The organism is Allobosea sp. BK604, from assembly GCF_004341515.1.
In the GTDB taxonomy this organism is placed as follows: Bacteria; Pseudomonadota; Alphaproteobacteria; order Rhizobiales; family Beijerinckiaceae; genus Allobosea.
On record NZ_SLZF01000014.1, the window covers coordinates 47,889 to 72,886 of the forward strand.

General features: G+C 66.8%; 25 protein-coding genes. 16 read left to right on the top strand and 9 right to left on the bottom strand.

The window, feature by feature from the left end; translation table 11 throughout:
* Nucleotides 1-85: 85 nt before the first annotated feature.
* On the bottom strand, nucleotides 86-703 hold the full coding sequence (locus EV560_RS32260; RefSeq protein WP_131859967.1) for a ribonuclease HII: 618 nt from the start codon (nucleotides 701-703) through the stop codon (nucleotides 86-88).
* A gap of 217 nt (nucleotides 704-920) precedes the next feature.
* Nucleotides 921-2,111 (bottom strand): PA0069 family radical SAM protein, encoded by a 1,191-nt coding sequence (locus EV560_RS32265; protein WP_131859968.1) that lies wholly within the window; start codon nucleotides 2,109-2,111, stop codon nucleotides 921-923.
* Between the two features lie 123 nt (nucleotides 2,112-2,234).
* On the opposite strand from EV560_RS32265, the gene EV560_RS32270 reads away from it, so the two are divergent.
* The gene (locus EV560_RS32270; RefSeq protein ID WP_131859969.1) at nucleotides 2,235-2,723 is read left to right on the top strand and encodes a glycosyltransferase family A protein; all 489 of its coding nucleotides are present in this window, start codon (nucleotides 2,235-2,237) and stop codon (nucleotides 2,721-2,723) included.
* Nucleotides 2,724-2,726: 3 nt separating this feature from the next.
* Here EV560_RS32270 and ypfJ read toward each other — a convergent pair whose 3' ends face one another.
* The 4 genes from ypfJ to EV560_RS32290 all read right to left on the bottom strand — a co-directional run bounded on the left by ypfJ (nucleotide 2,727) and on the right by EV560_RS32290 (nucleotide 7,083).
* Nucleotides 2,727-3,611, bottom strand: a complete 885-nt coding sequence (gene ypfJ, locus EV560_RS32275) for a KPN_02809 family neutral zinc metallopeptidase (RefSeq protein ID WP_131859970.1) — start codon at nucleotides 3,609-3,611, stop codon at nucleotides 2,727-2,729.
* Nucleotides 3,612-3,708: 97 nt separating this feature from the next.
* Complete coding sequence (gene cydB / locus EV560_RS32280) at nucleotides 3,709-4,713, bottom strand: cytochrome d ubiquinol oxidase subunit II (protein WP_131859971.1); 1,005 nt, start codon at nucleotides 4,711-4,713, stop codon at nucleotides 3,709-3,711.
* Between the two features lie 11 nt (nucleotides 4,714-4,724).
* Nucleotides 4,725-6,155: a cytochrome ubiquinol oxidase subunit I gene (locus EV560_RS32285; RefSeq protein WP_131859972.1), complete on the bottom strand. Its 1,431-nt coding sequence runs from the start codon at nucleotides 6,153-6,155 to the stop codon at nucleotides 4,725-4,727.
* 109 nt (nucleotides 6,156-6,264) lie between these two features.
* Nucleotides 6,265-7,083 carry a uracil-DNA glycosylase gene (locus tag EV560_RS32290; RefSeq protein WP_131859973.1) on the bottom strand — a complete coding sequence of 273 codons (819 nt, stop codon included), beginning with the start codon at nucleotides 7,081-7,083 and terminating at the stop codon, nucleotides 6,265-6,267.
* Between the two features lie 107 nt (nucleotides 7,084-7,190).
* Here EV560_RS32290 and EV560_RS32295 point away from each other — a divergent pair, with 107 nt between their 5' ends.
* The 5 genes from EV560_RS32295 (at nucleotide 7,191) to EV560_RS32315 (ending at nucleotide 13,327) form a co-directional block, all read left to right on the top strand.
* Complete coding sequence (locus EV560_RS32295; protein ID WP_131859974.1) at nucleotides 7,191-7,571, top strand: YkvA family protein; 381 nt, start codon at nucleotides 7,191-7,193, stop codon at nucleotides 7,569-7,571.
* A gap of 173 nt (nucleotides 7,572-7,744) precedes the next feature.
* Complete coding sequence (locus EV560_RS32300; protein WP_248312315.1) at nucleotides 7,745-9,424, top strand: electron transfer flavoprotein-ubiquinone oxidoreductase; 1,680 nt, start codon at nucleotides 7,745-7,747, stop codon at nucleotides 9,422-9,424.
* A gap of 583 nt (nucleotides 9,425-10,007) precedes the next feature.
* Nucleotides 10,008-11,771, top strand: a complete 1,764-nt coding sequence (locus tag EV560_RS32305) for a tetratricopeptide repeat protein (RefSeq protein WP_248312316.1) — start codon at nucleotides 10,008-10,010, stop codon at nucleotides 11,769-11,771.
* A gap of 14 nt (nucleotides 11,772-11,785) precedes the next feature.
* Nucleotides 11,786-12,670, top strand: coding sequence for a 4-(cytidine 5'-diphospho)-2-C-methyl-D-erythritol kinase (locus EV560_RS32310; protein WP_131859975.1), 885 nt, complete (start codon nucleotides 11,786-11,788; stop codon nucleotides 12,668-12,670).
* A gap of 24 nt (nucleotides 12,671-12,694) precedes the next feature.
* Nucleotides 12,695-13,327, top strand: a complete 633-nt coding sequence (locus EV560_RS32315; protein ID WP_131859976.1) for a LysE family translocator — start codon at nucleotides 12,695-12,697, stop codon at nucleotides 13,325-13,327.
* Nucleotides 13,328-13,532: 205 nt separating this feature from the next.
* Here EV560_RS32315 and EV560_RS32320 read toward each other — a convergent pair whose 3' ends face one another.
* A complete protein-coding gene (locus tag EV560_RS32320) occupies nucleotides 13,533-14,549 on the bottom strand; it encodes a polyprenyl synthetase family protein (protein ID WP_131859977.1) in 1,017 nt (338 codons plus the stop codon).
* 140 nt (nucleotides 14,550-14,689) lie between these two features.
* Here EV560_RS32320 and EV560_RS32325 point away from each other — a divergent pair, with 140 nt between their 5' ends.
* Both EV560_RS32325 and EV560_RS32330 read left to right on the top strand, forming a co-directional pair.
* Complete coding sequence (locus EV560_RS32325; protein WP_465247062.1) at nucleotides 14,690-14,935, top strand: putative signal transducing protein; 246 nt, start codon at nucleotides 14,690-14,692, stop codon at nucleotides 14,933-14,935.
* On the top strand, nucleotides 14,928-15,680 hold the full coding sequence (locus tag EV560_RS32330; protein ID WP_131859978.1) for a tRNA1(Val) (adenine(37)-N6)-methyltransferase: 753 nt from the start codon (nucleotides 14,928-14,930) through the stop codon (nucleotides 15,678-15,680). Before EV560_RS32325 ends, EV560_RS32330 begins: the two co-directional genes overlap by 8 nt.
* Nucleotides 15,681-15,791: 111 nt before the next feature.
* Here EV560_RS32330 and EV560_RS32335 read toward each other — a convergent pair whose 3' ends face one another.
* Nucleotides 15,792-16,082, bottom strand: coding sequence for a sulfur globule protein precursor (locus EV560_RS32335; protein WP_131859979.1), 291 nt, complete (start codon nucleotides 16,080-16,082; stop codon nucleotides 15,792-15,794).
* Between the two features lie 163 nt (nucleotides 16,083-16,245).
* Nucleotides 16,246-16,524, bottom strand: coding sequence for a hypothetical protein (locus EV560_RS32340; protein WP_207908172.1), 279 nt, complete (start codon nucleotides 16,522-16,524; stop codon nucleotides 16,246-16,248).
* Nucleotides 16,525-16,739: 215 nt separating this feature from the next.
* Between EV560_RS32340 and EV560_RS32345 the strand changes: the two genes are divergently transcribed.
* The 8 genes from EV560_RS32345 (at nucleotide 16,740) to EV560_RS32375 (ending at nucleotide 24,914) form a co-directional block, all read left to right on the top strand.
* A complete protein-coding gene (locus tag EV560_RS32345) occupies nucleotides 16,740-17,684 on the top strand; it encodes a glycine--tRNA ligase subunit alpha (RefSeq protein ID WP_248312317.1) in 945 nt (314 codons plus the stop codon).
* A 266-nt stretch (nucleotides 17,685-17,950) separates the two neighbouring features.
* The gene (gene glyS, locus EV560_RS32350) at nucleotides 17,951-20,110 is read left to right on the top strand and encodes a glycine--tRNA ligase subunit beta (RefSeq protein ID WP_131859980.1); all 2,160 of its coding nucleotides are present in this window, start codon (nucleotides 17,951-17,953) and stop codon (nucleotides 20,108-20,110) included.
* A 334-nt stretch (nucleotides 20,111-20,444) separates the two neighbouring features.
* On the top strand, nucleotides 20,445-20,606 hold the full coding sequence (locus tag EV560_RS35950) for a Thivi_2564 family membrane protein (RefSeq protein WP_165923744.1): 162 nt from the start codon (nucleotides 20,445-20,447) through the stop codon (nucleotides 20,604-20,606).
* Nucleotides 20,607-20,769: 163 nt separating this feature from the next.
* Nucleotides 20,770-22,032: a GTP cyclohydrolase II gene (locus EV560_RS32355; protein WP_131859981.1), complete on the top strand. Its 1,263-nt coding sequence runs from the start codon at nucleotides 20,770-20,772 to the stop codon at nucleotides 22,030-22,032.
* Between the two features lie 6 nt (nucleotides 22,033-22,038).
* Nucleotides 22,039-23,256: a URC4/urg3 family protein gene (locus tag EV560_RS32360; RefSeq protein WP_131859982.1), complete on the top strand. Its 1,218-nt coding sequence runs from the start codon at nucleotides 22,039-22,041 to the stop codon at nucleotides 23,254-23,256.
* Between the two features lie 79 nt (nucleotides 23,257-23,335).
* Entirely contained in the window at nucleotides 23,336-23,977 is a 642-nt protein-coding gene (gene upp, locus EV560_RS32365) for a uracil phosphoribosyltransferase (RefSeq protein WP_131859983.1), read from the top strand.
* Between the two features lie 62 nt (nucleotides 23,978-24,039).
* Nucleotides 24,040-24,468, top strand: a complete 429-nt coding sequence (gene parS / locus EV560_RS32370) for a type II RES/Xre toxin-antitoxin system antitoxin (RefSeq protein WP_131859984.1) — start codon at nucleotides 24,040-24,042, stop codon at nucleotides 24,466-24,468.
* Nucleotides 24,468-24,914 carry an RES family NAD+ phosphorylase gene (locus tag EV560_RS32375; RefSeq protein ID WP_131859985.1) on the top strand — a complete coding sequence of 149 codons (447 nt, stop codon included), beginning with the start codon at nucleotides 24,468-24,470 and terminating at the stop codon, nucleotides 24,912-24,914. Before parS ends, EV560_RS32375 begins: the two co-directional genes overlap by 1 nt.
* Nucleotides 24,915-24,998: the final 84 nt, after the last annotated feature.

Below are 24,998 nucleotides of genomic sequence, written 5' to 3' on the forward strand. Positions count from 1 at the left end.
ATTTTTGCCTAGCCCTTTGACAGAACTTACGAATTCGTAACGGAGGTTAACGGGCGTACACCTCTGGGGCAGCCCTGTCGGCCGCTCAGGCCGAGCGCGTCCAGTAGCCCTTGACGGGCGCAAAGGAATAGCGGTGCTCGGGGCAGGGCCCATGGATCTGCAGGGCGGTGCGATGCCGCTCGGTCGCGTAGCCGACATGGGCCTCGAAACCATAGGCAGGGTATCGTGTCGCAAGCCGCAGCATCATCCGGTCGCGCGTCACCTTGGCGACGATCGAGGCGGCGGCGATCGAGGCGATGGCGCCGTCGCCCTGGATGATCGCGTCGCAGGCGCAATGAAGCTGCGGCGGGTCGTTGCCGTCGACCAGCACATGCGCCGGCACGATCGGCAGCGCCGCGACGGCGCGCTTCATCGCCAGCAAGGTCGCCTGCCTGATATTGATTCTGTCGATCTCCTGCGCCGTGGCGCTGGCGATCCCGATCGCGAGCGCGCTCGCCGAAATCCGCTCGAACAGGTCTTCGCGCTGCGCGAGGCTGAGCAGCTTCGAATCGGTCAGCCCATCAGGCACCGCGTCGGGGTCGAGGATCACGGCCGCCGCCACGACCGGCCCGGCGAGCGGCCCGCGGCCGACCTCGTCTACTCCGGCGAGCGGCCAGAGCCCATTGGCGATCGCATGTGTCTCGCGGCTGAAATCGGCGAACATGCGAAGCGATATGCCAGATCAGGGCGGCCCGGTCGCGAAGAAAGCGCTGGACTGTCCACAGGCTTCGCCAGCACCGCATTCGGCCTTTCCGTCATTGCGAGAAGGCGCAGCCGACGAAGCAATTCAGGGGGACGTGGAGCACTGCCGCTCCTGGACTGCTTCGCTCCGCTCGCAATGACGGGATAGCCCCGGAATGAGGCTGCCGCGATGAATTCCCTCAGAACAGGCTGAGCTGTGCCTTTTCCTTCTCCGGCTTCACGAACAGGTCGTTACGCAGTCTCAGCCGCGTGCCGTTGAAGCCGAGCCGCTCGGCTGCCATTTCGAAGCGCCGGCCGATCATCCAGGCATAGGGACCCGAACCGACCTGCCGCTGTCCCCAGCTCGAATCATAGTCCTTGCCGCCGCGGGTCGAGCGGATCAGCGAGACGACATGGCGCAGCTTGTCGGGATGGTGGTTCAGCAGCCAGTCCTGCACCAGGTCCTTCACCTCGAGCGGCAGGCGCAGCAGCACATAGCCGGCCTCGCGCGCTCCGGCATCCTTGGCGGCGTCGAGAATGCGCTCGATCTCCTGCTCGTTGATCGCCGGGATGATCGGCGCGACCAGCACGGTGACCGGGATGCCGGCCTCCGAGAGCTTGCGGATCGTCTCCAGCCTCTTGCCCGGCGCCGCGGCGCGCGGCTCCATGCCGCGCGCCAGCTTGGGGTCGAGCGTCGTCAGCGAGATCGCGACCTTGGCCAGTCCCTGCGCCGCCATCGGGGCGAGGATGTCGATATCGCGCTGGACCAGCGCCGATTTGGTGACGATGCCGACCGGGTGCTTGAACTTCGCCAGCACCTCCAGGATCGAGCGCATGATCCTGAGCTTGCGCTCGATCGGCTGATAGGCGTCGGTATTGGTGCCGATCGCGATGGTGCGCGGCGTGTACGAGGCCGCCGACAATTCCTTCTCCAGCAGCAGCGCCGCGTCGGGCTTGGCCGTCAGCTTGCTCTCGAAGTCGAGCCCCGGCGAAAGGCCGAGATAGGCATGGCTCGGCCGGGCGAAACAGTAGACACAGCCATGCTCGCAGCCGCGATAGGGATTGATCGAGCGGTCGAACGAGATATCGGGCGAGTCGTTCCGCGTAATGATGGTGCGCGGCTTCTCGATCGCGATCTCGGTCTTGAAGGCCGGCAGCTCGCCGAGCGAGCCCCAGCCATCATCCTCTTCGATACGCTGCTCCGCTTCAAAGCGCCCGCCGGGATTGATCGTCGCGCCGCGGCCGCGCCGCCGTTCCGGGTCGATCTGGCTGCCGATATGGGCATGCGGCTCCAGCGGCGTGACCCGCGCGGAAACCGAGAGCGGCTCGCTCTCGCGCCGCTTCAGCGGCTGGGCGGCGATCGGCCGCGATGAGGGTCTGGCTTGCAGCATGGCGCTGAACCGGTCCTGACAACTGGAATCGATGAATTTCCTGCCTCTGAATGTGAACATAGCAGGAACAAAAGGCAAGTGACAGGATTGCGACATGTTGCGCTGCGCCATAAGCATTTGCACATGCTCACAGCCGTGATCAGGGCCGATGGCCCAGCCAGCGCGCTCGCCGCGACCTTTGCGGTGCTCATTCCAGCCGTCGCCGACGGATTCCTGGGCCATGCCGTCGTGGTCGATCCCGGCGGGGACGCGGAGATCGAGCACCTCGCCGACGCCACCGGCGCCAGCTATTTGCGGGCGGGCGCGGCAGAAGGCTGGCATCTCGGCGCGGCCCAGGCGCGCGGCGACTGGCTGCTCCTGCTCTCGGCCGGCGACATCCCGCAGCTCAACTGGATCCAGGCGGTCGAGCGCCACCTCATGCTGGCTTCGGATGTCGCCGCGCTGATGCCGCTGCGCGGCGTCGCCGCCTCGCTGCGCGAGCGCGCGGCTTTGTCCTTCGGCCCGCGCCGGCTGCGGGCGGGACTGGTCGCGCCCAAGGCCCTGATCCTGGCCGGGCGACTCAACACGGCGCCGCGGCGCCTGCCCGTGCGCCGGGAGCGCGCCGAGCTTTAGCCCTTAGAGCTGGTTGGTCTGGAACGTATTGCAGCTCTGCAGCGAGCCGGAGCGGAAGCCGGTCATGAACCAGCGCGTGCGCTGGGCCGAGGAGCCATGCGTGAAGGAATCCGGCACGACCACGCCCTGCGAGGCCTGCTGCAGCCGGTCGTCGCCGATGGCCGAGGCGGTGCGCATCGCCTCGTCGATATCGCCCTGCTCGATCCGGCCCATCGCCTGGATGTTATGGGCCCAGACCCCGGCGAAACAGTCGGCCTGTAGCTCGACGCGCACCGAGAGCGCATTCGATTCGCTCTCCGAGATGCGTTGGCGCATCTGGTTCACCTTGGGCAGGATGCCGAGCAGGTTCTGGATGTGGTGGCCGACCTCGTGGGCGATGACATAGGCATAGGCGAAATCGCCGCCGCCGCCGAGCTTGCGCTGCATCTCCTGGAAGAAGGAGAGGTCGAGATAGACCTTGCGATCCTCGGGGCAATAGAACGGACCCATCGCCGCCTGCGCCGTGCCGCAGCCCGAGCGGTCGATACGGGTGAACAGCACGAGCCGCGGCGCCTCGTAGCGCTTGTTGGCCTGCTGCGGCAGCACCTTGGTCCAGACGTCCTCGTTCTGCGCCAGCACGGCCGAGACGAAGCGGCCCATCTGGTCCTGCGGCGGGCCCGATGCCGGGCGGCTCTCTTGCGTCGGGGGGCTGCTGCGGCCGACGCCGAGCATCTCGGCGCCGCCGATCAGGATGCGTGGATCGATGCCGAGCGCCCAGCCGACGAGGCCGAGCACGACCATGGTGCCGATGCCGAGGCCGCCGCGCCCGCCCGGCAATCCGGCGAAGCCGCCGCCGCCATTGCGCCGGTCCTCGAGGTTTTCGGACTGGCGATAATCTTCCCATTGCATGGCGTAGCCCCCGGCCTGGTTCCGGCAATTTCGCGGAGAGCGATCCGGAACTCAAGCCGTTCCTCAACCGTCGTGGCGCCGGCCGGTTCCAGCACGCTCAATGATAGCCGCTATCGGCCCGGACCTTGCCGCGGAAGGTCCAGTACACGAAGGCGGTGTAGAACAGGATCATCGGCAACAGGAACGAAACCCCGATCAGCACGAAGACATGCGACGAGGGCGCTGCCGCAACGTCCCAGATCGTCAGGTCCGGCGGCACCAGATAGGGAAAGTTCGAGATCGCGAGCCCCAGGAAGCAGAGCAGGAAGATGCCGATCGTGAAGGCGAAGGGCGTGAACTCGTGCTGGCCGTGGAGCCGCTTCCAGGCCATGTAGCCGAAGCAGGCGGTCAGCACCGGCAGCGGCCAGAGCAGCAGGAGGTTCGAGGGCGTGAACCAGCGCTCCGCAATGCGCGGATGCGCATAGGGCGTCCATAGCGAGACCACGGCCGCAAAGGCCATCAGGCCGATGAGCAGCGTCTTGGCCTGGCGCCGGGCGCGCTCGGCGACCGGCCCCTCGGTCTTGAAGACGAGCCAGGTCGCGCCGAGCAGCGCATAGCCGCAGACGACGCCGACGCCGCACATCAGCGTGAAGGGCGTCAGCCAGTCCAGCGGGCCACCGGCGAACTGGCCGTTCTCGACCTTGATGCCCTGGATCATGCCGCCGAGCACCAGTCCTTGCGCGAAGGCGGCGATGGTCGAGCCGAGCCAGAAGGCGAGATCCCATTTGGCGTGATGCGGCTTGGCCACCCAGCGGAACTCGAAGGCGACGCCGCGGAAGATCAGCGCCAGCAGCATCAGGATGATCGGGATGTAGAAGGCCGGCATGATGATGGCATAGGCCTGCGGGAAGGCGACCCAGAGCCCGCCGCCGCCGAGCACCAGCCAGGTCTCGTTGCCGTCCCAGAAGGGCGCGACCGAGTTCATCATCTGGTCGCGCTCGCCCTCGTCCCTGGTGGTGGGGAAGAGGATGGCGATGCCGAGGTCGAAGCCGTCGAGCACGACATAGAGCATCACGGCGGTGCCGATCAGCACGGCCCAGATCACGGGGAGATACCATTCCATCTCGCTCTCCCTCAGATCGCCGGCTGGATCTTGTCGTCGCCAGGATGGCCGTCGCCGAACAGGACGGAGGCCTCGTCCTGCGTCGCCTTGAGCGTCCGCTTCGACGGCTGCTCGGGCGGATCCTTGGCCTCGCCTTCGGGCGGCCCCTTGTCGATCAGGCGGTTGATCAGCAGGATTCCGGCGGTGAAGACCACCGAGTAGACGCAGACGAACAGCGCCAGCGAGATCGCCACCTGCATCACCGTCACCGGCGAGACGGCGTCGGCCGAGCGGATCACGCCGGTCGCGAGCCAGGGCTGCCGCCCGACCTCCGTGACGAACCAGCCGGCGAGGAGCGCGACGAAGCCCGCAGGCCAGGTATATTGCGCGATCCGCAGCCAGTAGCGCGTCTCGAAGACCCTGCCGCGATACCAGAGCCAGGCCCCGAGCCAGCCGAAGACGATCATCAGCGTGCCGATGCCGACCATCAGCCGGAAGGCGAAGAAGGGGATCGCGACGGGCGGCCGGTCCTGCGGCGCGAAATCCTTCAGGCTCTTGAACAGCGCATCCATGCTGCCATGCGTCAGCAGGCTGGCGAGACCGGGGATGGAGACCTCGAAGCGGTTGAGCTCGGCCTTCTCGTCCGGCCAGGCGAAGAGCACGAGCGCGCCCGGCTTGGAGGAATCCCAATGCGCCTCGATCGCGGCCAATTTAGCCGGCTGATAGATCGCGGTCTGCTTGCCGTGGAAATCGCCGATCAGCGCCTGGAGCGGCGCGGTCAGTGCGATCATCAGGATCGCCATCCGCACCATCGTCTTGGCCGTCTCGGGATTCTTGCCGGCCAGCAGATGGCGCGCGCCGGTCGCCAGCACGACGAAGGCCGTGGTGAGATAGGCTGCCGTCATCATATGCGCGAAGCGCAGCGGGAAGGTCGGGTTGAAGACGATCTGCACCCAGTCGACCGGGTAGGCGATGCCGTCGCGGACCTCGTGACCGGCCGGGAACTGCATCCAGCTATTGGCGGAGAGGATCCAGAAGCCCGACAGCGCCGTGCCGCCGGCGACGATGAAAGCCGAGAGACAGTGCAGCCAGGGCGGCACCCGCTTCCAGCCGAACAGCATGACGCCGAGGAACGAGGCCTCGAGGAAGAAGGCGGTCAGCACCTCGTAGCCGATCAGCGGCCCGATGACATTGCCGACCGCGGTCGAGAACCGGCTCCAGTTCGTGCCGAACTGGTAGGAGAGCACGATCCCGGAGACCACGCCCATGGCGAAGGAAACTGCGAAGATCTTGGTCCAGAAGCGCGCGAGCTGGTGGAATTTCGGGTTGCCGGTCTTGAGCCAGAGCGCGAGCAGGACCGCGACATAGGCCGAAAGCCCGATCGTGAATGCCGGAAAAACGATATGAAAGGAGACCGTGAAGGCGAACTGGATACGTGAGAGCAGAAACGCGTCTATCGTCATGCCAACCCCCCGTTCTTCGTCGAAGGTCTGATGCTGCCTTGACCGTAGAACTACCTCATCACGCCTATGTGAATCGTCGGGTCGACGCTGCGGACACGGCGCCGCGGCGTCACGGTGTCGCGCTGCCCTCCAGTGCCGCTTTCAGCGCGCGCAAGTCGCGCCAGGCCAAGCGTTTTTGCAGCGGCTGGCGCAGCAGATAGGCCGGGTGCAGCGTCGCCACTGCGCGGATGCGCCGCGTGCCCGTCTCGTAGTCCATCCATTTGCCGCGCGAGGCCAGGATGCCGGAGAGTCCGAGCAGCCCCTGTGCCGAGGGGCCGCCGATGCAGACCAGGATGTCGGGATCGGCCAGCTCGATCTGGCGCTGGATGAAGGGCAGGCAGATCGCGACCTCCTGCGGCGTCGGCGTGCGGTTCCCGGGCGGCCGCCAGGGCAGGAGGTTGGCGATATAGACATGCTCCTTCCGGTTCAGGCCGATCGCGGCCAGCATCCGGTCGAGCAATTGCCCGGAGCGGCCGACGAAGGGCAGGCCGATCCGGTCCTCGTCGGCGCCGGGCGCCTCGCCGACCATCATGACGCGGCCTTCCGGATTGCCATCGCAGAAGACGAGGTTCTTCGCCGTCGCCTTCAGGGCGCAGCCCTCGAAACGGGAGAGGGCTTCCTTCAGCTCATCGAGCGTGCGCGCTTCGCGCGCCAGGGCGCGCGCGCTCAGCGTCGCCTCGTCGGGCGCCGTGCCGGCAGCGGCATTCGGCCTGGCGGCGGCCGGGCTCGGGACCGCCTTGAGGGAGGCCGGCCGTTGCGCCGCGCGGGACTGGGCCGGCTGCGGTTCGGTGAAATGATTATGCGGCGTCTCGTCGAGCGCCTCGGTCACGCCCATTTCGGCGTACCAGGCGATCAGCTCGGCGAGGTCGGGCGCTGCATCCAGGGTCATGGATCGACCCTACCACGCCTGCCGCCGCCTTCGCGAGCGCTTCGCATGCGGCCGAGCGTTCCAGCCGCTGTTCCAACCCTGGAAACTTTGCGGCTACAGTCCTTGCCATGGCTGGCACGCTGAAAGACTGGGCACGCGGGATCAAGCGCGACGTGCACGCGCTCTATCTCGCATCGCGCGATCCCCGCACCCCATGGCACGCAAAGGCCCTCGCGCTCTGTGTCGCCGGATACGCCCTGTCGCCGATCGACCTGATTCCCGACTTTATCCCGGTGCTGGGCTATCTCGACGACGTGATCCTGGTTCCGCTCGGCATTATCGCTGTCGTCAGGATGATTCCACCGGAGGTGATGGCGGAGCATCGCGCCGCCGCGGCGCTGGCGGACGAGCGTCCGGTGAGCCGGATCGCCGCTGCCGTGATCATTTGCGTCTGGTGCCTCTCGATCGCCCTCGCGGCCTGGCTGGCCTATCGCCTTGTCGCAGCCTGAAAGGCGCCGCGGCGCGTCCCGCATGCGCCTTTCCCTCGATCTCGGTTGCAAATCGGAACGGCGCCTTCGATAGAGGGTTTCCAGACTGGACCCGCGCCCGCCTTGATGTGGCGGGCATGATGGTTCATATGTAAACTAATTCGATCGAGCCGTGAGGCTTTGCGGAGGGCAGGATGGATCTCGAGGAAGCGCAGAGCACCCCGCGCGAGAGCATGGACTATGACGTCGTCATCGTCGGTGCCGGCCCGGCCGGCCTCGCCGCCGCGATCCGTCTGAAGCAGCTCGACGAGACCATCTCCGTCGTCGTGGTCGAGAAGGGCGCCGAGGTCGGCGCGCATATCCTCTCGGGCGCGGTGATCGATCCGATCGGCCTCGACAAGCTGCTGCCCGATTGGCGGCAGGACGAGGCACGGCCGCTGCATACCCAGGTGACCGAGGACGTCTTCCTGTTCCTCACCGAGCCCAACGGTATCCGCCTGCCGAATTTCGGCATGCCGAAGCTGATGAACAATCACGGCAATTTCGTCGGCTCGCTCGGCCTGGTGACGCGTTATCTGGCGGCGCAGGCCGAGGCGCTCGGCGTCGAGATCTATCCGGGCTTCGCTGCGGCCGAGCTGCTCTATAACGAGGACGGCTCGGTTGCCGGCATCGCCACCGGCGACATGGGCATCGCCAAAGACGGCACGGTCTCCGATCGTTTCACCCGTGGCATGGAGTTGCGCGGCCGCTATACGCTGCTCGGCGAGGGCGCGCGCGGCTCGCTGTCCAAGATCGCGATCAAGCGCTTCGCCCTGGACGAGGGCCGCGAGCCGCAGAAATACGGCATCGGCCTCAAGGAGATCTGGCAGGTCAAGCCGGAGAAATTCCACAAGGGCAGGGTCCAGCACTCATTCGGCTGGCCGCTCGACAATGGCACCGGCGGCGGCTCGTTCCTCTACCATTTCGACGACAACCTCGTCTCGGTCGGCTTCGTCGTGCATCTCAACTACGAGAACCCGACGCTCTCGCCCTTCGACGAGTTCCAGCGCTTCAAGACCCACCCGCTGATTCGCGACACGTTCGAGGGCGGCAAGCGCCTGTCCTACGGTTCGCGCGCCATCACCGAGGGCGGTTGGCAATCGGTGCCGAAGCTGACCTTCCCGGGCGGCGCGCTGCTGGGCTGTGCGGCGGGCTTCGTCAACGTGCCCCGCATCAAGGGCAGCCACAATGCCATCCTGTCGGGCATGCAGGCGGCCGAGCATCTCGTGCCGGCGCTTGCCGCCGGGCGCGCGCATGACGAGGTCGTGGAGATCGAGACCGGCTGGCGCGCGTCGGAGATCGGTGCCGATCTCAAGCCGGTGCGCAACGTCAAGCCGCTCTGGTCGAAATACGGCACCGTCCTCGGCGTCGTCGCCGGCGGCATCGACATGTGGCTGAACCAGCTCTTCGGCTGGTCGCCCTTCGGCACGCTGAAGCATGGCAAGCCCGACTACGCCACGCTGAAGCCGATCAGCGAGGTCAAGCCGATCGTCTATCCGAAGCCGGACGGCAAGCTCTCCTTCGACAAGCTGTCATCGGTCTTCCTGTCCTCGACCAATCACGAGGAGGATCAGCCGGCGCATCTGAAGTTGACCGACCCTTCCGTCCCGATCGTGCAGAACCTGCCGCTGTATGGCGAGCCGGCACGACTCTATTGCCCGGCCGGGGTCTACGAGGTGGTCTACAAGGATGCCGAGGCGAAGACCGAGCCGCGCTTCGTGATCAACGCGCAGAACTGCGTGCACTGCAAGACTTGCGACATCAAGGATCCCGCTCAGAACATTACCTGGACGGTGCCCGAGGGCGGTGGCGGGCCAGGTTACTCGAATATGTGATCGCGCGTGATCTGTTGCGCCTCACAAGAAAAGGGCCGCGCCAAGCCTGGCGCGGCCCTTCTTCTTTGGACTGACTTGGCTCAACCCTTGCGGATCACTTTCGGAGCCGGCTCCGGCTGAGGCGTGGCGCAACCGGCAACAAATCCAGAAAGCAACATGACAGTGGCAACGGAGAGAACGATCTTTTTCATTGGAATGATCCTGAACGAATCGTCGCGACAGATGCGAGCGCCAAGATGTTAGAAGCGAATGCTTGACGGCTTGTAGGGGCGGCGCGCCCGAATTCGTCTGTCAGGCCAAGCTTTTGCTCGATTGTTGCGCGGCTGCTACGCCTCCCGGCTTGCCGCTCCGGCCTGCTTGCCGACATGCCCGGAAAGAGCCATTTTGAGCGCCTATGCGAAATGGTCGCAGTTTCGCCAAGCGAAGGGCTAGTCTTGGAGCGGAAGACACTTCGTTCCAGGTCGTCTCGGGTGGTAGTGAATCTGTCTTCAATCAGCATGTCGACCATGGTCGGGCGGAACGCCGCATTCCCCCTTCGCCGATGATGGTTTAGCGAGGCGACGGACCGAGGAGATTGCCAGTCGTGACGTTTCGGATGAACGGCCGTGGGCGCAGCGCCACATTGGCCCTGGCGCTGCTGATCGCGCTCAATGTCGGCGCCTCGGCACAGGCGACGACGACTCGCACCACCGAGCCGCTCGAACCGGCCGATAGCCTGGAGGGCAATTACCTCGCGGCCATCGTCGCCGGTGCCGGGCGCGACCTTGGCGCGGCCTCGGTCTATTTGCGCGAGGCGATCAAGGGCGATCCGCAGAATAACGACCTGCTCGAGCGTGCTTTTGTCGCCTTCCTCGCCGATGGCTCGATGAACGATGCGTTCCGCGCCGCCGAGAAGCTGATCCAGCGCGATCCCTCCAACGGACTCGCCCAGCTCGCGATCGGCATCCGCGCCATCAAGCAGAAGAATTACTCCTCCGCCCGCAACCACCTGCAGCGCGGCGGACGCGGCCGCTCCGCCGACATCACCGCGACCTTGCTCTCGGCCTGGTCCTATGCCGGTTCCGGCCAGACCAACCGCGCCATGGAAGCGCTGGACCGCCTGAAGGGCGAGCCCTCCTACAATCTCTTCCGCGACTACCATGCCGGGCTGATTCTCGACATTGCCGGCCGCAAGCAGGATGCCGAGAAGCGGCTCAAGTCGGCTTATGACGCCGAGAAGACCACTTTGCGCCTCGTCGATCTCTGGGCCCGCTTCCAGGCGCGCAATGGCGATTTCGAGGGCGCGGCCGCGACCTATGGCGGCTTCGACCGGCTGCTGCCGAACCACCCGGTGATCCGCGACGGGCTTGCCCGCGTCGCCGCCAAGGAGCAGCTCCCGCGCACCGTCGCGACGCCGCAGCAGGGCGCGGCCGAGGTGCTCTACGGCCTTGCCAGCGCCGGCAACCGCCAGGGCGACGAGGCGGCTGCGCTGCTCTATCTGCGCTTCGCCATCTATCTCGATCCCAATCATGACCTCGCCGTCCTGACGCTCGGCGACATCCTGGAGCGCGGCAAGCAGCTCGAGGACGCGGTCGCGGTCTACAAGGGCATGCCGGCCAATTCGCCGCTGCGTCCCAATTCCGAGATCCAGGCGGGCCTCGCGCTCGAAGCGCTCGGCAAGTCGGACGAGGCGGTCAAGCATCTCGAAGGGCTGATCGCGGCCAAGCCTGACGACGTCGACGCGCTCTCGGCGCTCGGCAATATCTATCGCTCGCGCAAGCGCTTCGCCGAGGCAGCCGAGGCCTATGACAAGGCGATCGCCAAGATCGGCACGCCCGGCCGCGCCAACTGGGACCTCTACTATTTCCGCGGTATCGCTCGCGAGCGCATCAAGCGCTGGTCGGAGGCCGAGGAGGATCTGCGCAAGGCGCTGGAGCTGATGCCGGAGGCGCTCGGCCGCGAGCGCGCGCTGGTGCTGAACTATCTCGGCTATTCGCTGGTCGACCAGCACCTCAAGCTCGACGAGGCGCTCGGCATGCTGCGCCGCGCCGTCGAGCTGCGGCCGCGTGACGGCTACATCACCGATTCGCTCGGCTGGGCCTTCTATCGGCTCGGCCGCTACGAGGAGGCGGCGCGCGAGCTCGAGCGCGCCATGGAACTGCGCCCTTCCGACCCGGTGATCAACGACCATCTCGGCGATGTCTACTGGCGCGTCGGCCGCAAGCTCGAAGCGACCTTCCAATGGAACGCGGCCCGCGACCTTGGTCCCGAGCCCGAAGATCTGGTCAAGATCAAGAAGAAGATCGAGAGCGGCCTTGAGGAGCCGCCCTCCGCCAACGCCGCCGATCCGAAGAAGGATGGCGGCTGAGCCTGCCCTGACGCGTGACCGCTCCGCTCACGACCCGCGCCCGCGCCAAGATCAATCTCAGCCTGCGGATTCTCGGCCGGCGCGCCGACGGCTACCATGAGCTCGAAAGCCTGGTCGCCTTTGCCGGCGTCGGTGACACGCTGACGCTGGACCCGGGCGAAGCCCTGTCGCTGACGCTGAGCGGGCCGCGCAGCGCCGGCCTCGCGCCGGATGATGGCAACCTCGTCCTGCGCGCCGCGCGCGCGCTTGCCGATGCCGTTCCCGGTCTGCTTACGGGCAGCTTCCACCTCGTCAAGCGGCTGCCGCTCGCCTCCGGCATCGGCGGCGGCTCGGCCGATGCGGCGGCGGCGCTGCGCCTGCTGGCGCGGCTGAACGGGCTCGCTTCATCTGCTCCGGAACTCTCGCGCGCGGCCGCTTCGGTTGGCGCCGATGTCCCCGTCTGCCTCGAATCGCGCGCCCGCGTCATGGCCGGCATCGGCGAGCGCCTCGGCCCGGCCCTGCGCCTGCCACCGCTCTTCGCCGTGCTGGTCAATCCGGGCGTTCCGGTCGAGACCGCCGCCGTGTTCCGCGCGCTCGGCCTCGCCCCCGGGCAGGCGTTGCCGGCGCGCGGAAAGGCGGAGGTCCAGCCGGCAGGGCAGGGCGATTCGCCCGCCGAATTGATCTCGTCGCTCTCCCGCTCCGGCAACGATCTCGAACCGCCGGCGCTGCAGGTGGCGCCGATGCTGTCCTCGCTCCTGTCACGTCTCGCCGCGCTGTCCGGCTGCCGGCTCGCCCGCATGTCGGGCTCGGGCGCGACCTGCTTTGCCCTGTTCGACGATTGCCGGCAGAGCGCGGCGGCGGCGAAGCTTTTGTCCGACGAACGGCCGGATTGGTGGGTGAAGCCGACTATGCTGAGATAGGCTCGTTCTGCAGGAGCCTGGGCCATGCTGGCGACGTCCTTTCTCGCCTTTGTCGGTGTTTCGCTGGTTGTCATCATCACGCCCGGGCCGGACACCGCGCTGACGATTCGCAACACCTTGCTCGGCGGCCGCGCCGGCGGCGTCTCGACGGCCTTCGGCGTAGCCGTCGGCCAGACGATCTGGGCGTTGGCGACGAGCATCGGCCTCGTCGCGCTGCTGGTGGCGAGCGAGCCGCTCTTCCGCACCATCCAGTATGCCGGCGCCGCCTATCTGATCATTCTGGGCATCCAGTCCCTGCGCGATGCGTTCCGCGCAAGTGCGGGGCAAGAAGCTGCGATCGAACTGCGGCCGGCCCGCCGGCTCAGCTCCATGGCGGCTTTTCGCCAGGGCCTGATCAGCGATCTCGGCAATCCGAAGATGGCGGTGTTCTTCGCCAGCCTGTTGCCGCAATTCGCGGCCGGCGGCGATTTCGCGACGCTCTTCCTGCTCGGCCTGATCTTCGCGGCAATGACCTTCGCCTGGCTCGCCGCCTACGCTCTGGTCGTCGCCAAGGCCGGCGACGTGCTGCGCCGCTCGCAGGTGCGGCGGGTCATCGAGGCAGTGACGGGCGGGCTGCTGCTGGCGCTTGGGCTGAGGATCGCCGCGGAGCAGCGCTGACCGGGCTCAGAGCATTTTCGCGCGAAGCGGCTGCAGGTTCGCGCAAAGAAAATGCGTTAAACCAAAGAGATGGAGCACTAGCGCGCTTCGGAGAAGAAGTGCGCTAAAGCATTTTCGAGCGAAGTGGATACCGGTTCGCGTGAAGAAAATGCGTCAAAACAAAGAGATAGAGTATTTCCGCGATTCAGAGAAGCGCGGAAATGCTCTAGTGTGCCCGCGCCACGCAGAAATCCACCGCGTCGTTGAGCGCCTGCTTCATCGGCGAAGCCGGGTAGAGGCCGAGCGCGTCCTTGGCCATCTTGGCGTAGTGCTGGGCCCGCTCGATCGTGTCGTCGAGCGCCCGGTGGCGCCGCATGATCGCCTGCGCCTCCTCGAGATCGCCGTCGCGGATCTCGCCCTCCTGCAATGTCCGGCGCCAGAAGGCGCGCTCGGCCTCGTCGCCGCGACGGAAGGAGAGCACGACCGGCAAGGTGATCTTGCCCTCGCGAAAATCGTCGCCGGTATTCTTGCCGAGCTTGGCGGCGACCCCGCCATAATCGAGCGCATCGTCGATGAGCTGGAAGGCGATGCCGAGATTGAGCCCGTAGCTGCGGCAGGCGGCGGCGCTCGCCTTGCTCGCCTCGGCGATCACCGGCCCGACCTCGCAGGCGGCGGCGAAGAGCTCGGCCGTCTTGCCGCGGATCACGGCGAGATACTCGTCCTCGCTCGTCTCGGTGTTCTTGGCGACGGAGAGCTGCAGCACCTCGCCCTCGGCGATCACGGCCGCGGCGGTGGAGAGGATGTCGAGCGCGCGCAGCGAGCCGACCTCGACCATCATCTTGAAGGCCTGGCCGAGCAGGAAATCGCCGACCAGCACGCTTGCCTCGTTGCCCCAGAGCATGCGCGCCGCCAGCTTGCCGCGGCGCATGTCGCTCTCGTCGACGACATCGTCATGCAGCAGCGTCGCCGTATGCATGAACTCGACGGAGGCCGCGAGCTTGACATGGCCCTCGCCGCGATAGCCGTTGAGGATCGCCGTCGCCAGCGTCAGCATCGGCCGCAGCCGCTTGCCGCCCGAGGAGATCAGGTGGTTGGCGACCTCGGGAATCATCGTCACTTCGGAACCGGTCCGCGACAGGATCATCGCGTTGACCCGCTCCATATCCGCACGCACCAGGCCGACGAGCCCGTCGATGCTGGCCTGTCCGGCTTCCTTGTCTTCGAACGGTACGACGACGCCCACGCTGCTGCTCCGGCCTGTTGTTGCGCTGCAAAGCGCACATTGCCTTGCCACAACCGTTGCATGGGTGACCAGCCCCCGCAATTGCACTTTGACGCCGCACCCGCCTCTTTCCGTGCAATCAAGGGCTTGCGCCCGCGCCCATGCTCCGTCTCCATGGCGCCATGCACGAACTCTTGCGCACCAATGATCTCGTTCTGCTCGGCGCCATCGAGGCCCTGCTGACCTCGGCGAATATCGACAGCCTGATCACCGACCAGCATATGAGCGCGCTCGAAGGCATGACCGGCGCCTTCCAGCGCCGCCTGCTGGTCCGTGAGGCCGATCGCATGCGGGCTCGCGCCTTGTTGATCGAGGCCGGATTCGGCGGCGAATTGCGCGATGGCTGAGGCGATCCGGCTCGGAGAGATCGTCGAGGACAGGCTTCTCGACGGCAGGCTCGTCCTGCGCCAGCCGAAGCAGGGCCACCGCGCCGGCAGCGACGCGATCCTGCTCGCGGCGGCGTTGCCCGCGACATTCGCCGGCGCCCTGGCCGATTTCGGCGCTGGCGTCGGCACGGTCGGCCTCGCGGCGGCGATCCTGCGCCCGGATCTGGCGGTGACGCTGATCGAGCGCGAGCCGGAGCTTGCGGCGCTGGCCGCCGAAAATACCGCGCTCAACGAGCTGTCGGATCGCGCCCAGGTCGTGGCCGCCGACGTCGCCGCCCTTGCCGCGTCCGGGCTCGCGCCGGCCAGCTTCGGCTGCGTCGCGATGAACCCGCCCTTCTTTTCAGCCCATGAGGCGCGGCCGTCGCCGGTCGCGAATCGGCGGGTCGCGCATGTCGCCGATCAGCCCCTGGCGCTCTGGCTCAAGGCAGCCAGGCGATTGCTGAAGCCGGCGGGCCATGTCGCGATCATCCATCGCACCGGGGCTCTCGCGGATATTCTTGCCGGGCTCGCGACCGGCTTTGGCGCCGTCGCCATTCGGCCGGTTCATGCCGTCGCGGATCGACCTGCCATCCGGGTCATCGTCACCGCCGAGTTCGGCAGCCGCAAGCCAATGGCGCTGCTGCCCGGCTTTGTCCTGAACGGGCCGGATGGCCGCTTCACCGAGCTCAGCGAAGCGGTCCATCGCGGCAGGGCGTCATTGCCCTGACGCTTGAGCATTTTCGAGCGAAGTGGACACCGGTTCGCGTGAAGAAAAATGCGCCAAGACGAAGAGAGAGCACTTCCGCGCTTCGAAAAAGGGCGGAAATGCTCTCGCGCCTCAGTAGCAGACGCGCCGTGGGCCGATGACCCAGCCCCAGCCATTCCAGTAGCGGCCCGGCCGAACGACGCAACGTGGCCCCCAATAGGGTGCGCCATAGCCGTAATAGGCCCGGCGATAGCCATAATACGGTCTGTAGCCACCACCCCAACGCGGGCCATAGCCGTAGGCGTGGCGATAGCCATAGCCCGGGCCGTAGCCGAAATACTGGGCCGAGGCCGGCGTGGCGGTCAACGCGATGCCGCCGAGGCTGGCAGCCGCCGCAACGCCGAGAAGCAGTTTGCGAAACATGACGCATCTCCTCTCAAGTGCATGGCGGACGGGGTGATGCCGAGGCATTCGGGTGCCGCCATGACGGGGAGGCTAGGCCGCAAAAACTGAACGGCGCGAAACCGCGCCGTTCAGGAAAACTTCATCATTCAGTCGCGAGGGGCGGCTTGTGCGCCAGCTGCGCTCAGCGGCAGACCCGCACCGAGCGGACGACCCAGCGATAGCCGTTCCAGACGCGGCGGTTGCTCCAGAAGCAGCGCGGGCGATAGACCGGGCGGCCATAGTAGCGGCGCGGGCCGTAATAATACTGCGCCTGCTGGAGCAGATCGGCCCCTGCCTGCGCCTGCGTGGCCTGGATCGGGCCGGCGCTGACGGGCGCGGCCGAAGCCGGAGCGACGGTGAAAGCGGCGAACATGAGGGTAAGGGCGCCGAACAGGGCTGCGACAAGGCGTGACGAGAGCATGGGCTGGACTCCTGCGGTGCCGCCGGCCCGTCTCAAGCGCTCGCCCCGAACGCCGCGGACCGCACGGTTCGAACGGACACTAGCCCTTCGATCATGAATGAAATCTGTCTGTGCCATACAGGTTGACGTTCAGTCAGCTCCGCCTGCGCTTGACCTCTGCCGCCGCTGGCCCCTAAGCACGCCCCGAACGTCAGGACATTTGGAAGGCTCAAGCTTTGGCCGCCGCTTCGCTCTCCGACCCGCTGAACCCGACCCGCTCGTTCCAGGGCCTGCTCCTGACCTTGCAGCGCTTCTGGGCCGAACGCGGCTGCGTCATTCTCCAGCCGTATGACATGGAGGTCGGTGCCGGCACCTTCCATCCGGCGACGACGCTGCGCGCGCTCGGGCCGAAGCCCTGGAAGGCCGCCTATGTCCAGCCTTCGCGCCGACCCAAGGACGGCCGCTACGGCGAGAACCCGAACCGGCTCCAGCATTACTACCAGTTCCAGGTCATCCTGAAGCCGTCGCCGCCGGACCTGCAGCAGCTCTATCTCGACTCGCTGAAGGCGATCGGCGTCGACCTCGCCCTGCACGATGTCCGCTTCGTCGAGGACGATTGGGAAAGCCCGACGCTCGGCGCCTGGGGGCTCGGCTGGGAATGCTGGTGCGACGGCATGGAGGTCAGCCAGTTCACCTATTTCCAGCAGGTCGCCGGCGTCGAATGCGCGCCCGTGGCGGGCGAGCTGACCTACGGACTCGAGCGCCTGGCCATGTATGTGCAGGGCGTCGAGAACGTCTACGACCTCAATTTCAACGGGCTCGAAGGCGAGGACCGCATCAGCTACGGCGATGTCTTCCTCCAGGCCGAGCAGGAATTCTCGCGCCATAATTTCGAGCACGCCAATACCGAGATGCTCTTCCGCCACTTCGCGGACGCCGAGGCCGAGTGCAAGGCGCTGCTCGAAGCGGGCGAAGCCGGCAACGGCAGCAACGATCTGCAGCACAGGCTGGCGCTGCCGGCCTATGACCAGTGCATCAAGGCGAGCCACGTCTTCAACCTGCTCGACGCGCGCGGCGTGATCTCGGTCACCGAGCGCCAGAGCTACATCCTGCGCGTGCGCGAGCTCGCCAAGGCCTGCGGCGCCGCCTGGCTCAAGACCGCCGGCGGGGGAGCGAACTAAGGGTCTGTACCCACTATGGATGCCGTTCCGATCGGGCCAAAATGCCCGAGAACAAGGATGAGCCCGCCGCCCGATGCCCCAGGCATCGGGCAAGGGGCCGACACAGTTGTCGGGCTTTTTCGCCCGACCCCGAAGGGGCGCGGGCCTTTTGATCGGCCGGTGCGTCGCGCGGCCTTGCAAACCGGACGGTTTGCTGCGGCCACGCTCCTGCCCGCCGATCAAAATGCCCGGCGTCAGAACGCCATCCATAGTGGGTACAGACCCTAATGCCCGATCTTCTGCTCGAACTCTTTTCGGAAGAGATCCCCGCCCGCATGCAGCGTCGCGCGGCCGAGGACCTGAAGAAGCTCGTCACCGATGCACTGGTCGAGCGCGGCCTCGTCTATGAGGGCGCGCGCGCCTTCGCGACGCCGCGCCGGCTCGCGCTCCACATCGCCGAATTGCCGGTGCGCGGCCGCGACGTCCGCGAGGAGCGCAAGGGCCCGCGCGTCGGCGCGCCCGATGCCGCGGTGCAGGGCTTCCTCAAGGCGGCGGGCCTCGCCTCGCTCGACCAGGCGACCATCGTCAGCGATCCGAAGAAGGGCGATTCCTATGTCGCCATCATCGAGAAGCCGGGGCAGGAGACCGTCGCGGCCATTGCCGAGATCGTGCCGGAGGTCATCCGCGCCTTCCCCTGGCCGAAATCGATGCGCTGGGGCAAGGCCTCCGCCGCCGGCGCCAGCCTGCGCTGGGTCCGCCCTCTCCATTCGATCCTCTGCACCTTCGGGCCGGAGACCGAGGAGCCGGAGGTGATCCGCTTCGAGGTCGACGGCATCGCCTCGGGCAACACCACCTATGGCCACCGCTTCCACGCGCCCGGCGCGATCCCGGTGAAGCGCTTCGACGATTACGTGAGCAGCCTGGAGAAGGCCAAGGTCGTGCTCGATGCCGACCGGCGCAAGGAAATCATCCTCGCTGATGCCCGCAACCTCGCCTTCGCGCAGGGGCTGGAGCTGGTCGAGGACGAGGGGCTCCTGGAGGAGGTCGCCGGCCTCGTCGAATGGCCGGTCGTGCTGATGGGTTCCTTCGAGGAGCGCTTCCTCGACATTCCCGGCGAGGCGATCCGCGCCACGATCCGCGCCAACCAGAAATGCTTCGTGCTGCGCGATCCGAAGACGGGCGCGCTGGCCAACAAGTTCATCCTGGTCTCGAACCTTGTCGCCAGCGACGGCGGTGCGGCGATCACCGCCGGCAATGGCCGCGTGGTGCGGGCCCGCCTCTCCGACGCCGCCTATTTCTGGCAGACCGATCGCGGCCCGCTGCCCGATCTCGACACCTTCGCGGAGAGCGCGGCGAAGCTCGGGCTCGACCTGTCGAAGCCGCTCGATCAGCGCATGGCCAAGCTCGACAAGCTCGGCGTCGTCTTCCACGCCAAGCTCGGCACGCAGGGCGAGCGCGTCCAGCGCATCGCGGCGCTGGCCAAGGAGCTCGCTCCTATCGTCGGCGCCGATCTGGCGCTGGCGGAGCGCGCGGCAAAACTCGCCAAGGCCGACCTGCCGACCGAGATGGTCGGCGAGTTCCCCGAGCTGCAGGGCCTGATGGGCCGGAAATATGCCGAGTTGCAGGGCGAGAACGCCTCGGTCGCTGCGGCGGTCGAGGAGCACTACAAGCCGCTCGGCCCCTCCGACCGGGTGCCCAGCGATCCGGTCTCGGTCGCGGTGGCGCTCGCCGACAAGCTCGACACGCTGGTCGGTTTCTGGGCCATCGACGAGAAGCCGACCGGAAGCAAGGATCCTTACGCGCTGCGCCGGGCGGCGCTGGGTGTGATCAGGCTGGTGGTCGAGAATGGGGTGCGTCTGGCGCTCGCCACCATCGCAGAGGATGCCGACCTCCTTTCCTTCTTCCACGACCGCCTCAAGGTCATGCTCCGTGACCAGGGCGCGCGGCATGATCTCGTCGATGCCGTGCTCGCCGGCTCCCCTTCTTCCGCAAGCGGAGAAGGGCGGGCCAATGACGACCTCCTGCTCATCACCCGCCGCGTCGAGGCGCTTGGCCGCTTCCTCGAAACCGAGGACGGCAGGAACCTGCTCGCCGGCTATCGCCGTGCCGCCAACATCCTCAAGGCCGAGGAGAAGAAGGACGGCGAGGGCGCCTTCGCTGGTGCGTCGGACCTGCAGCTCATCGCCGAGGCTGGGTTGATCGAGGAGAAGGCGCTCGCCGTCGCGCTCAGCCAGGCGACACCGAAGGCCGAGGCCGCCATCGCCGCCGAGGATTACGAGGGCGCCATGGCCGCGCTCGCCGAGCTTCGCCCGGCGGTCGATGCCTTCTTCGACAAGGTCACGGTCAACGATCCCGATCCGGCCCTGCGCGCCAATCGCCTCAAGCTGCTGAACCAGCTGCGCGAGGCCACCCGCGCCGTGGCGGATTTCTCGCGCATCGCGGGCTGAACGGGCGCGGAGGCGCCCGTGATGGTCGGGCCTGACCCGACCATCTCATGAAAGTGGGGCTCTCATGGATCGAGCCTCCTCCGCGTCATGCTCGGCCTTGTGCCGAGCATCCACGTCTTGAACACCGCCCTCGATCGGCGAAGACATGGATGGTCGGGACAGGCCCGACCATGACGAAAAGCCCGCAAAATCGTGGCAAAAGCGCAGCCGGCTCAGCACTTGCCGGAACCAAATCCTAAACTGCGACGTTCTGTCCTGCGGAGATCAGCGTGCGAATTCGCGCCCGCGACGCTCCGGGGGGCCGGCTTGCGGCCGCGATAAAAGGATTTGAGACATGGCTATTCTGATATCGCTTCTGATCACCATCCTGGTCATCGGTCTGGTGCTCTACCTCGTGCGCATGCTGCCGCTCGATGCCCAGATCAAGAACATCGTCCAGATCATCGTCATCGTGATCGGCATTATTTCGCTGCTGCGCTACCTCGCCGTATTCTAGCATCGTTCCTAAAAGTGGTTGCTCGGCTTTCGCCGGCAACGATGCGACGACACGCAACAATTCCGAGTAGATTGACGCGCGTGCCGGGTTGATCCACTCTCTTATCGGTCACGAGGCCCCGGACTTGACGTCGCGGGGCCTTTTCCGATTCGAGAGCCTGGCGATGAATTCGCAGAACCGCACGACCCATATCCGCCTGACCTCCCACCCGGAACCCGGCAGCGCCGCCGCGCGCTTCCCGATCCGATGGGGCGCAGAGACTCCGGCGGAGCGCGGCCCGATCATCGCCTCGACCACCGCGCCGGGTGACCGCAACGTGATCGGCGCCCATGGCGGCTCCTATTCGGTCTATCGTGCCTTGGCGATCTCGGCGCGCGCGCTCAACCCGGCGCAGCGCCCCGACCTGACCAACACCCAGCCGACCACCGAGATCCCGCAGCAGCCGCAATGGTCTCAGGCGGGCAAGATCGTCTCGCTCGATCCGTTCGGCCATCGCGTCGCCCAGGATTTCGGCCAGCTGATCGGCGAAGGCATCGACATCCGTCCGACCATCGCCATCACCCGGGCGCGGCTCAACCTGCCGGAGATCCTCGCCGCCATGGCCGGCCACAGGCTCGCGGCCGACGAGGGCATCCTGCACAAGTCGGGCGATATCAGCGTCACCAAGATCGCGGTCGATCCGGTCTGGCACCTGCCGGGCATCGCCGAGCGCTTCGGCACCAGCGAGAAGGAGCTGCGCCGCACGCTCTTCGAGCAGACCGGCGGCATGTATCCCGAGCTCGTCACGAGGCCGGACCTGCACGTCTTCCTGCCGCCGATCGGCTCGATCACCTGCTACATCATCGGCGAGATCTCGGCGATCACCGACCCCCGCCGCAAGGTCGCCTGCCGCGTCCATGACGAGTGCAACGGCTCGGACGTGTTCGGCTCCGATATCTGCACCTGCCGGCCCTATCTCGTGCATGGCATCGAGGAATGCGTGAAGGAGGCTCAAGGCGGCGGCGTCGGCATCATCGTCTACAACCGCAAGGAGGGCAGGGCGCTCGGCGAGGTCACCAAGTTCCTCGTCTACAATGCCCGCAAGCGCCAGGAGGGCGGTGACTCGGCCGCGACCTATTTCGAGCGGACCGAATGCGTCGCCGGCGTGCAGGATGCCCGCTTCCAGCAGCTCATGCCGGATGTCCTGCACTGGCTCGGCGTCACCCGCATCGACCGGCTGATGTCGATGTCGAACATGAAATACGACGCCATGGTCGAGAGCGGCATCGAGATCGGCGAGCGCGTCGCGATCCCGCCGGAGTTGATCCCGCCCGACGCCTCGGTCGAGATCGAGGCCAAGAAGGCGGCAGGCTACTATGCGCCCGATGGCACGCCTGGCGACAACGCCTTGAAGGCGACGGTCGGTCGCGATCTCGACAAGTTCTGAGGGACGATGCCCGATCGTGACCCTGAAGCCGCGCGCCTCCTGCTCAAGCCCGCCACGATTCGCGAGCGAGCCCATGAGATGCTCCAGCTCGGCCTTGCCGGCCGCCTCGAGCATTTCTCGGTGCATCCCGAAAGGCTCTCGGCCTGCGCCGATTATGTCCTCGCGCTGATCTCCGAGGCCTATCCGACGCTCGACATCCCGTTCCATGCCCGCTGGCGCCATTTCGTGGTCGGCGGCAGCGATCGCTGGCACGCGCTCGACCGCAAGGCCCGGTTCGCCGATACCCTGGCACGCGGGCGCGCCGCTTACGATCTCGCGGTCGTCAGCGTGCTGCTCGATGCCGGCGCCGGCCCGGACTGGCGCTATCGTGACGCGCTGACGGGCAATGCGATCGGCCGCTCGGAAGGGCTGGCGCTGGCCTCGCTCGACATGTTCGCCGCCGGCCGGTTTTCCAGCGATCCGGACAGCCCCTTGCAGGCCGACGCCACCGCGCTGAAGCGGCTCGACGCCCAGGCGCTCGCGGACGGTTTCCAGGCCGGGCCGGACAATCCCCTGCTCGGGCTGGAAGGCCGCGCAGCGCTGCTCAACCGCCTCGGCGAAGAGCTGGAGCGCCAGGGGCTGAGCCGCCCCGGCGATCTCTTCGACAAGATCAGCGCGACCGCTGCCGGCGTCTCGGTGCGCGCCAGCTATATCCTCTCCGAAGTGCTCACCACCTTCGGCGGCATCTGGCCGGCACGGCTGGCGCTGGCCGGCATCCCGCTCGGCGATACCTGGCGCCACCCGCTGGTCGCGCAGGAGGCCAAGACGGCCGGCTACATGCCTTTCCACAAGCTCTCGCAATGGCTTTCCTATTCGCTGATCGAGCCCTTGCAATGGGCCGGGATCGCCGTGCTCGATGTCGACGAGCTCACCGGCCTGCCCGAATACCGCAATGGCGGGCTCTTCCTCGATTTCGGCGTGATCGCGCTCAAGGACGAGGCCGATGCGAGCCGGGCGCATGAGGTCGGCTCGACCCTCGTGGTCGAGTGGCGGGCGCTGACCGTGGCCCTGCTCGACGAGATCGCCGAGACGATCCGCGAGCGGCTCGGCCGTACCCGCGAGGAGCTGCCGCTCGCCAAGGTCCTGGAAGGCGGCACCTGGGCGGCCGGTCGCCGCATCGCCAGGGAAAAGCGGGACGGTGGCGGTCCGCCCTTGACCATCGTCAGCGATGGCACCGTATTCTGAGTTCGAGGGCCAACGATAGCTCCAGCCTCATCCTGCATCTCAGGATGATGGCTGGGAGAAACGACGAGGGGCAAAGCGAATGACCACGCATACCGACGGCGTAACCGTCGTCGACCATCCGCTGGTGCAGCACAAGCTGACGCTGATGCGCGAGAAGGAGCGCTCGACCAAGAGCTTCCGCCAGCTCCTCAACGAGATCGGCATGCTGCTCTGCTACGAGGTGACGCGCGACCTGCCGATCGAGATGATCGAGATCGAGACGCCGCTGACCAGGACAATGCAGCCGATCATCGCCGGCAAGAAGCTGGTCTTCGCGCCGATCCTGCGCGCCGGTGTCGGCTTCCTCGACGGCATGCTGGAGCTCGTCCCCGCTGCCCGCGTCGCCCATATCGGGCTCTATCGCGACCCCGAATCGCTCCAGGCGGTCGAATATTATTTCAAGGCGCCGTCCGATATCGCCGATCGCATGATCGTGGTGATGGATCCGATGCTGGCGACCGCCAATTCCGCCGTCGCCGCGATGGATCGCCTCAAGGAGCGCGGCGCCAAGGACCTGCGCTTCGTCTGCCTGCTGGCGGCGCCGGAGGGCATCGCGCACCTGCGCGGCGCCCATCCGGACGTGCGCATCTGGACGGCGGCCATCGACGAGAAGCTCAACGACCACGGCTATATCGTGCCGGGCCTCGGCGATGCCGGCGACCGGATGTTCGGGACGAGATAGCCCGAGCTTGAAACTCGGGCGATATGCACCTACCTTTCGGGCATATCGCCAGGAGTTTTGCCATGACATCCGTCAGCGCGCTCGACATGGTCGGCGGGCAGGCCGTGATCGGGCGGCCGATCAGCACGAGCCGTGACCTGATCGACGCCGTGCGAAGCGGCCTTCCAGTCCGCGCGATCGAGCATCTCATCGAGAGCGGCCGGATGACGCTGGCCGAGATCGATCTCGCCGTACTGCCGCGCAAGACGCTGAGCCATCGCCGCAAGATCGGCACGTTGACCATGGAGCAATCGGATCGGCTGATCCGGGCGGCCCGCGTCATCGCCGAGGCCGAGGAGACGTTCGGCTCGCAGGAGAAGGCCGGCAAATGGCTGCGCCGGCCGACGGCGGCGCTGGATGGCGAAAAGCCGATCGCCCTGCTGGACACCAGCGAGGGCGCGACCCAGGTCGAGGCGCTGCTCGGCAGGATCGCGCACGGCATAGCGGCCTGATGCGGGTCTGGCGCGTCAGCCGGGCCGCCTTCGCCGATCTCAGCGGCGAGGGCGCCAGGCTCTATGGCGGCCGCTGGAATTCGCCGGGACGCCCGCTCGTCTACACCGCCGAGAACCCGGCCCTCGCTATCCTCGAAGTCCGGGTCCATCTCGATCTCGAGCCGGATCTCATTCCGGATGACTATGTTCTGGTCGAGATCGACATTTCCGGCAGTCAGATCGCCGAGCTCGAAGCTATGCCGGACGACCCGAGGGCATTCGGCGACGAATGGCTCGCCGGGGTGAGGACGCCGCTCCTGAAGGTCCCTTCCTTCATCGCGCCGCGTAGCTTCAATCTCCTGATCAATCCGGCGCATCCAGGCTCCACGGAGATCAGGCTCGTGGGAACGCAGCCTTTCGATTTCGACCGGCGGCTCTGGCTGCCTCTGACTGCCACCACGCCATGAAGATGCACCGCGCGAAAAGGCCCGCCCCGTTGCCGGAGCGGGCCCGATCCTGAAGCGGCCGGGTCTCGGAGATCAGCCGCTTCG

Excerpts from the sequence above, each read along its gene's own strand:
- EV560_RS32270 (WP_131859969.1), top strand. The coding sequence starts at position 2,235 with ATGCTCACAGCCGTGATCAGGGCCGATGGCCCAGCCAGCGCGCTCGCC.
- glyS (WP_131859980.1), top strand. The coding sequence starts at position 17,951 with ATGCCCGATCTTCTGCTCGAACTCTTTTCGGAAGAGATCCCCGCCCGC.
- EV560_RS35950 (WP_165923744.1), top strand. The coding sequence starts at position 20,445 with ATGGCTATTCTGATATCGCTTCTGATCACCATCCTGGTCATCGGTCTG.
- EV560_RS32355 (WP_131859981.1), top strand. The coding sequence starts at position 20,770 with ATGAATTCGCAGAACCGCACGACCCATATCCGCCTGACCTCCCACCCG.
- EV560_RS32290 (WP_131859973.1), bottom strand. The coding sequence starts at position 7,083 with ATGACCCTGGATGCAGCGCCCGACCTCGCCGAGCTGATCGCCTGGTAC.
- EV560_RS32295 (WP_131859974.1), top strand. The coding sequence starts at position 7,191 with ATGGCTGGCACGCTGAAAGACTGGGCACGCGGGATCAAGCGCGACGTG.
- parS (WP_131859984.1), top strand. The coding sequence starts at position 24,040 with ATGACATCCGTCAGCGCGCTCGACATGGTCGGCGGGCAGGCCGTGATC.
- ypfJ (WP_131859970.1), bottom strand. The coding sequence starts at position 3,611 with ATGCAATGGGAAGATTATCGCCAGTCCGAAAACCTCGAGGACCGGCGC.
- EV560_RS32325 (WP_465247062.1), top strand. The coding sequence starts at position 14,690 with ATGCTCCGTCTCCATGGCGCCATGCACGAACTCTTGCGCACCAATGAT.
- EV560_RS32265 (WP_131859968.1), bottom strand. The coding sequence starts at position 2,111 with ATGCTGCAAGCCAGACCCTCATCGCGGCCGATCGCCGCCCAGCCGCTG.
- EV560_RS32330 (WP_131859978.1), top strand. The coding sequence starts at position 14,928 with ATGGCTGAGGCGATCCGGCTCGGAGAGATCGTCGAGGACAGGCTTCTC.
- EV560_RS32315 (WP_131859976.1), top strand. The coding sequence starts at position 12,695 with ATGCTGGCGACGTCCTTTCTCGCCTTTGTCGGTGTTTCGCTGGTTGTC.
- EV560_RS32335 (WP_131859979.1), bottom strand. The coding sequence starts at position 16,082 with ATGTTTCGCAAACTGCTTCTCGGCGTTGCGGCGGCTGCCAGCCTCGGC.
- EV560_RS32285 (WP_131859972.1), bottom strand. The coding sequence starts at position 6,155 with ATGACGATAGACGCGTTTCTGCTCTCACGTATCCAGTTCGCCTTCACG.
- EV560_RS32260 (WP_131859967.1), bottom strand. The coding sequence starts at position 703 with ATGTTCGCCGATTTCAGCCGCGAGACACATGCGATCGCCAATGGGCTC.
- EV560_RS32375 (WP_131859985.1), top strand. The coding sequence starts at position 24,468 with ATGCGGGTCTGGCGCGTCAGCCGGGCCGCCTTCGCCGATCTCAGCGGC.
- EV560_RS32360 (WP_131859982.1), top strand. The coding sequence starts at position 22,039 with ATGCCCGATCGTGACCCTGAAGCCGCGCGCCTCCTGCTCAAGCCCGCC.
- EV560_RS32300 (WP_248312315.1), top strand. The coding sequence starts at position 7,745 with ATGGATCTCGAGGAAGCGCAGAGCACCCCGCGCGAGAGCATGGACTAT.
- EV560_RS32340 (WP_207908172.1), bottom strand. The coding sequence starts at position 16,524 with ATGCTCTCGTCACGCCTTGTCGCAGCCCTGTTCGGCGCCCTTACCCTC.
- upp (WP_131859983.1), top strand. The coding sequence starts at position 23,336 with ATGACCACGCATACCGACGGCGTAACCGTCGTCGACCATCCGCTGGTG.
- cydB (WP_131859971.1), bottom strand. The coding sequence starts at position 4,713 with ATGGAATGGTATCTCCCCGTGATCTGGGCCGTGCTGATCGGCACCGCC.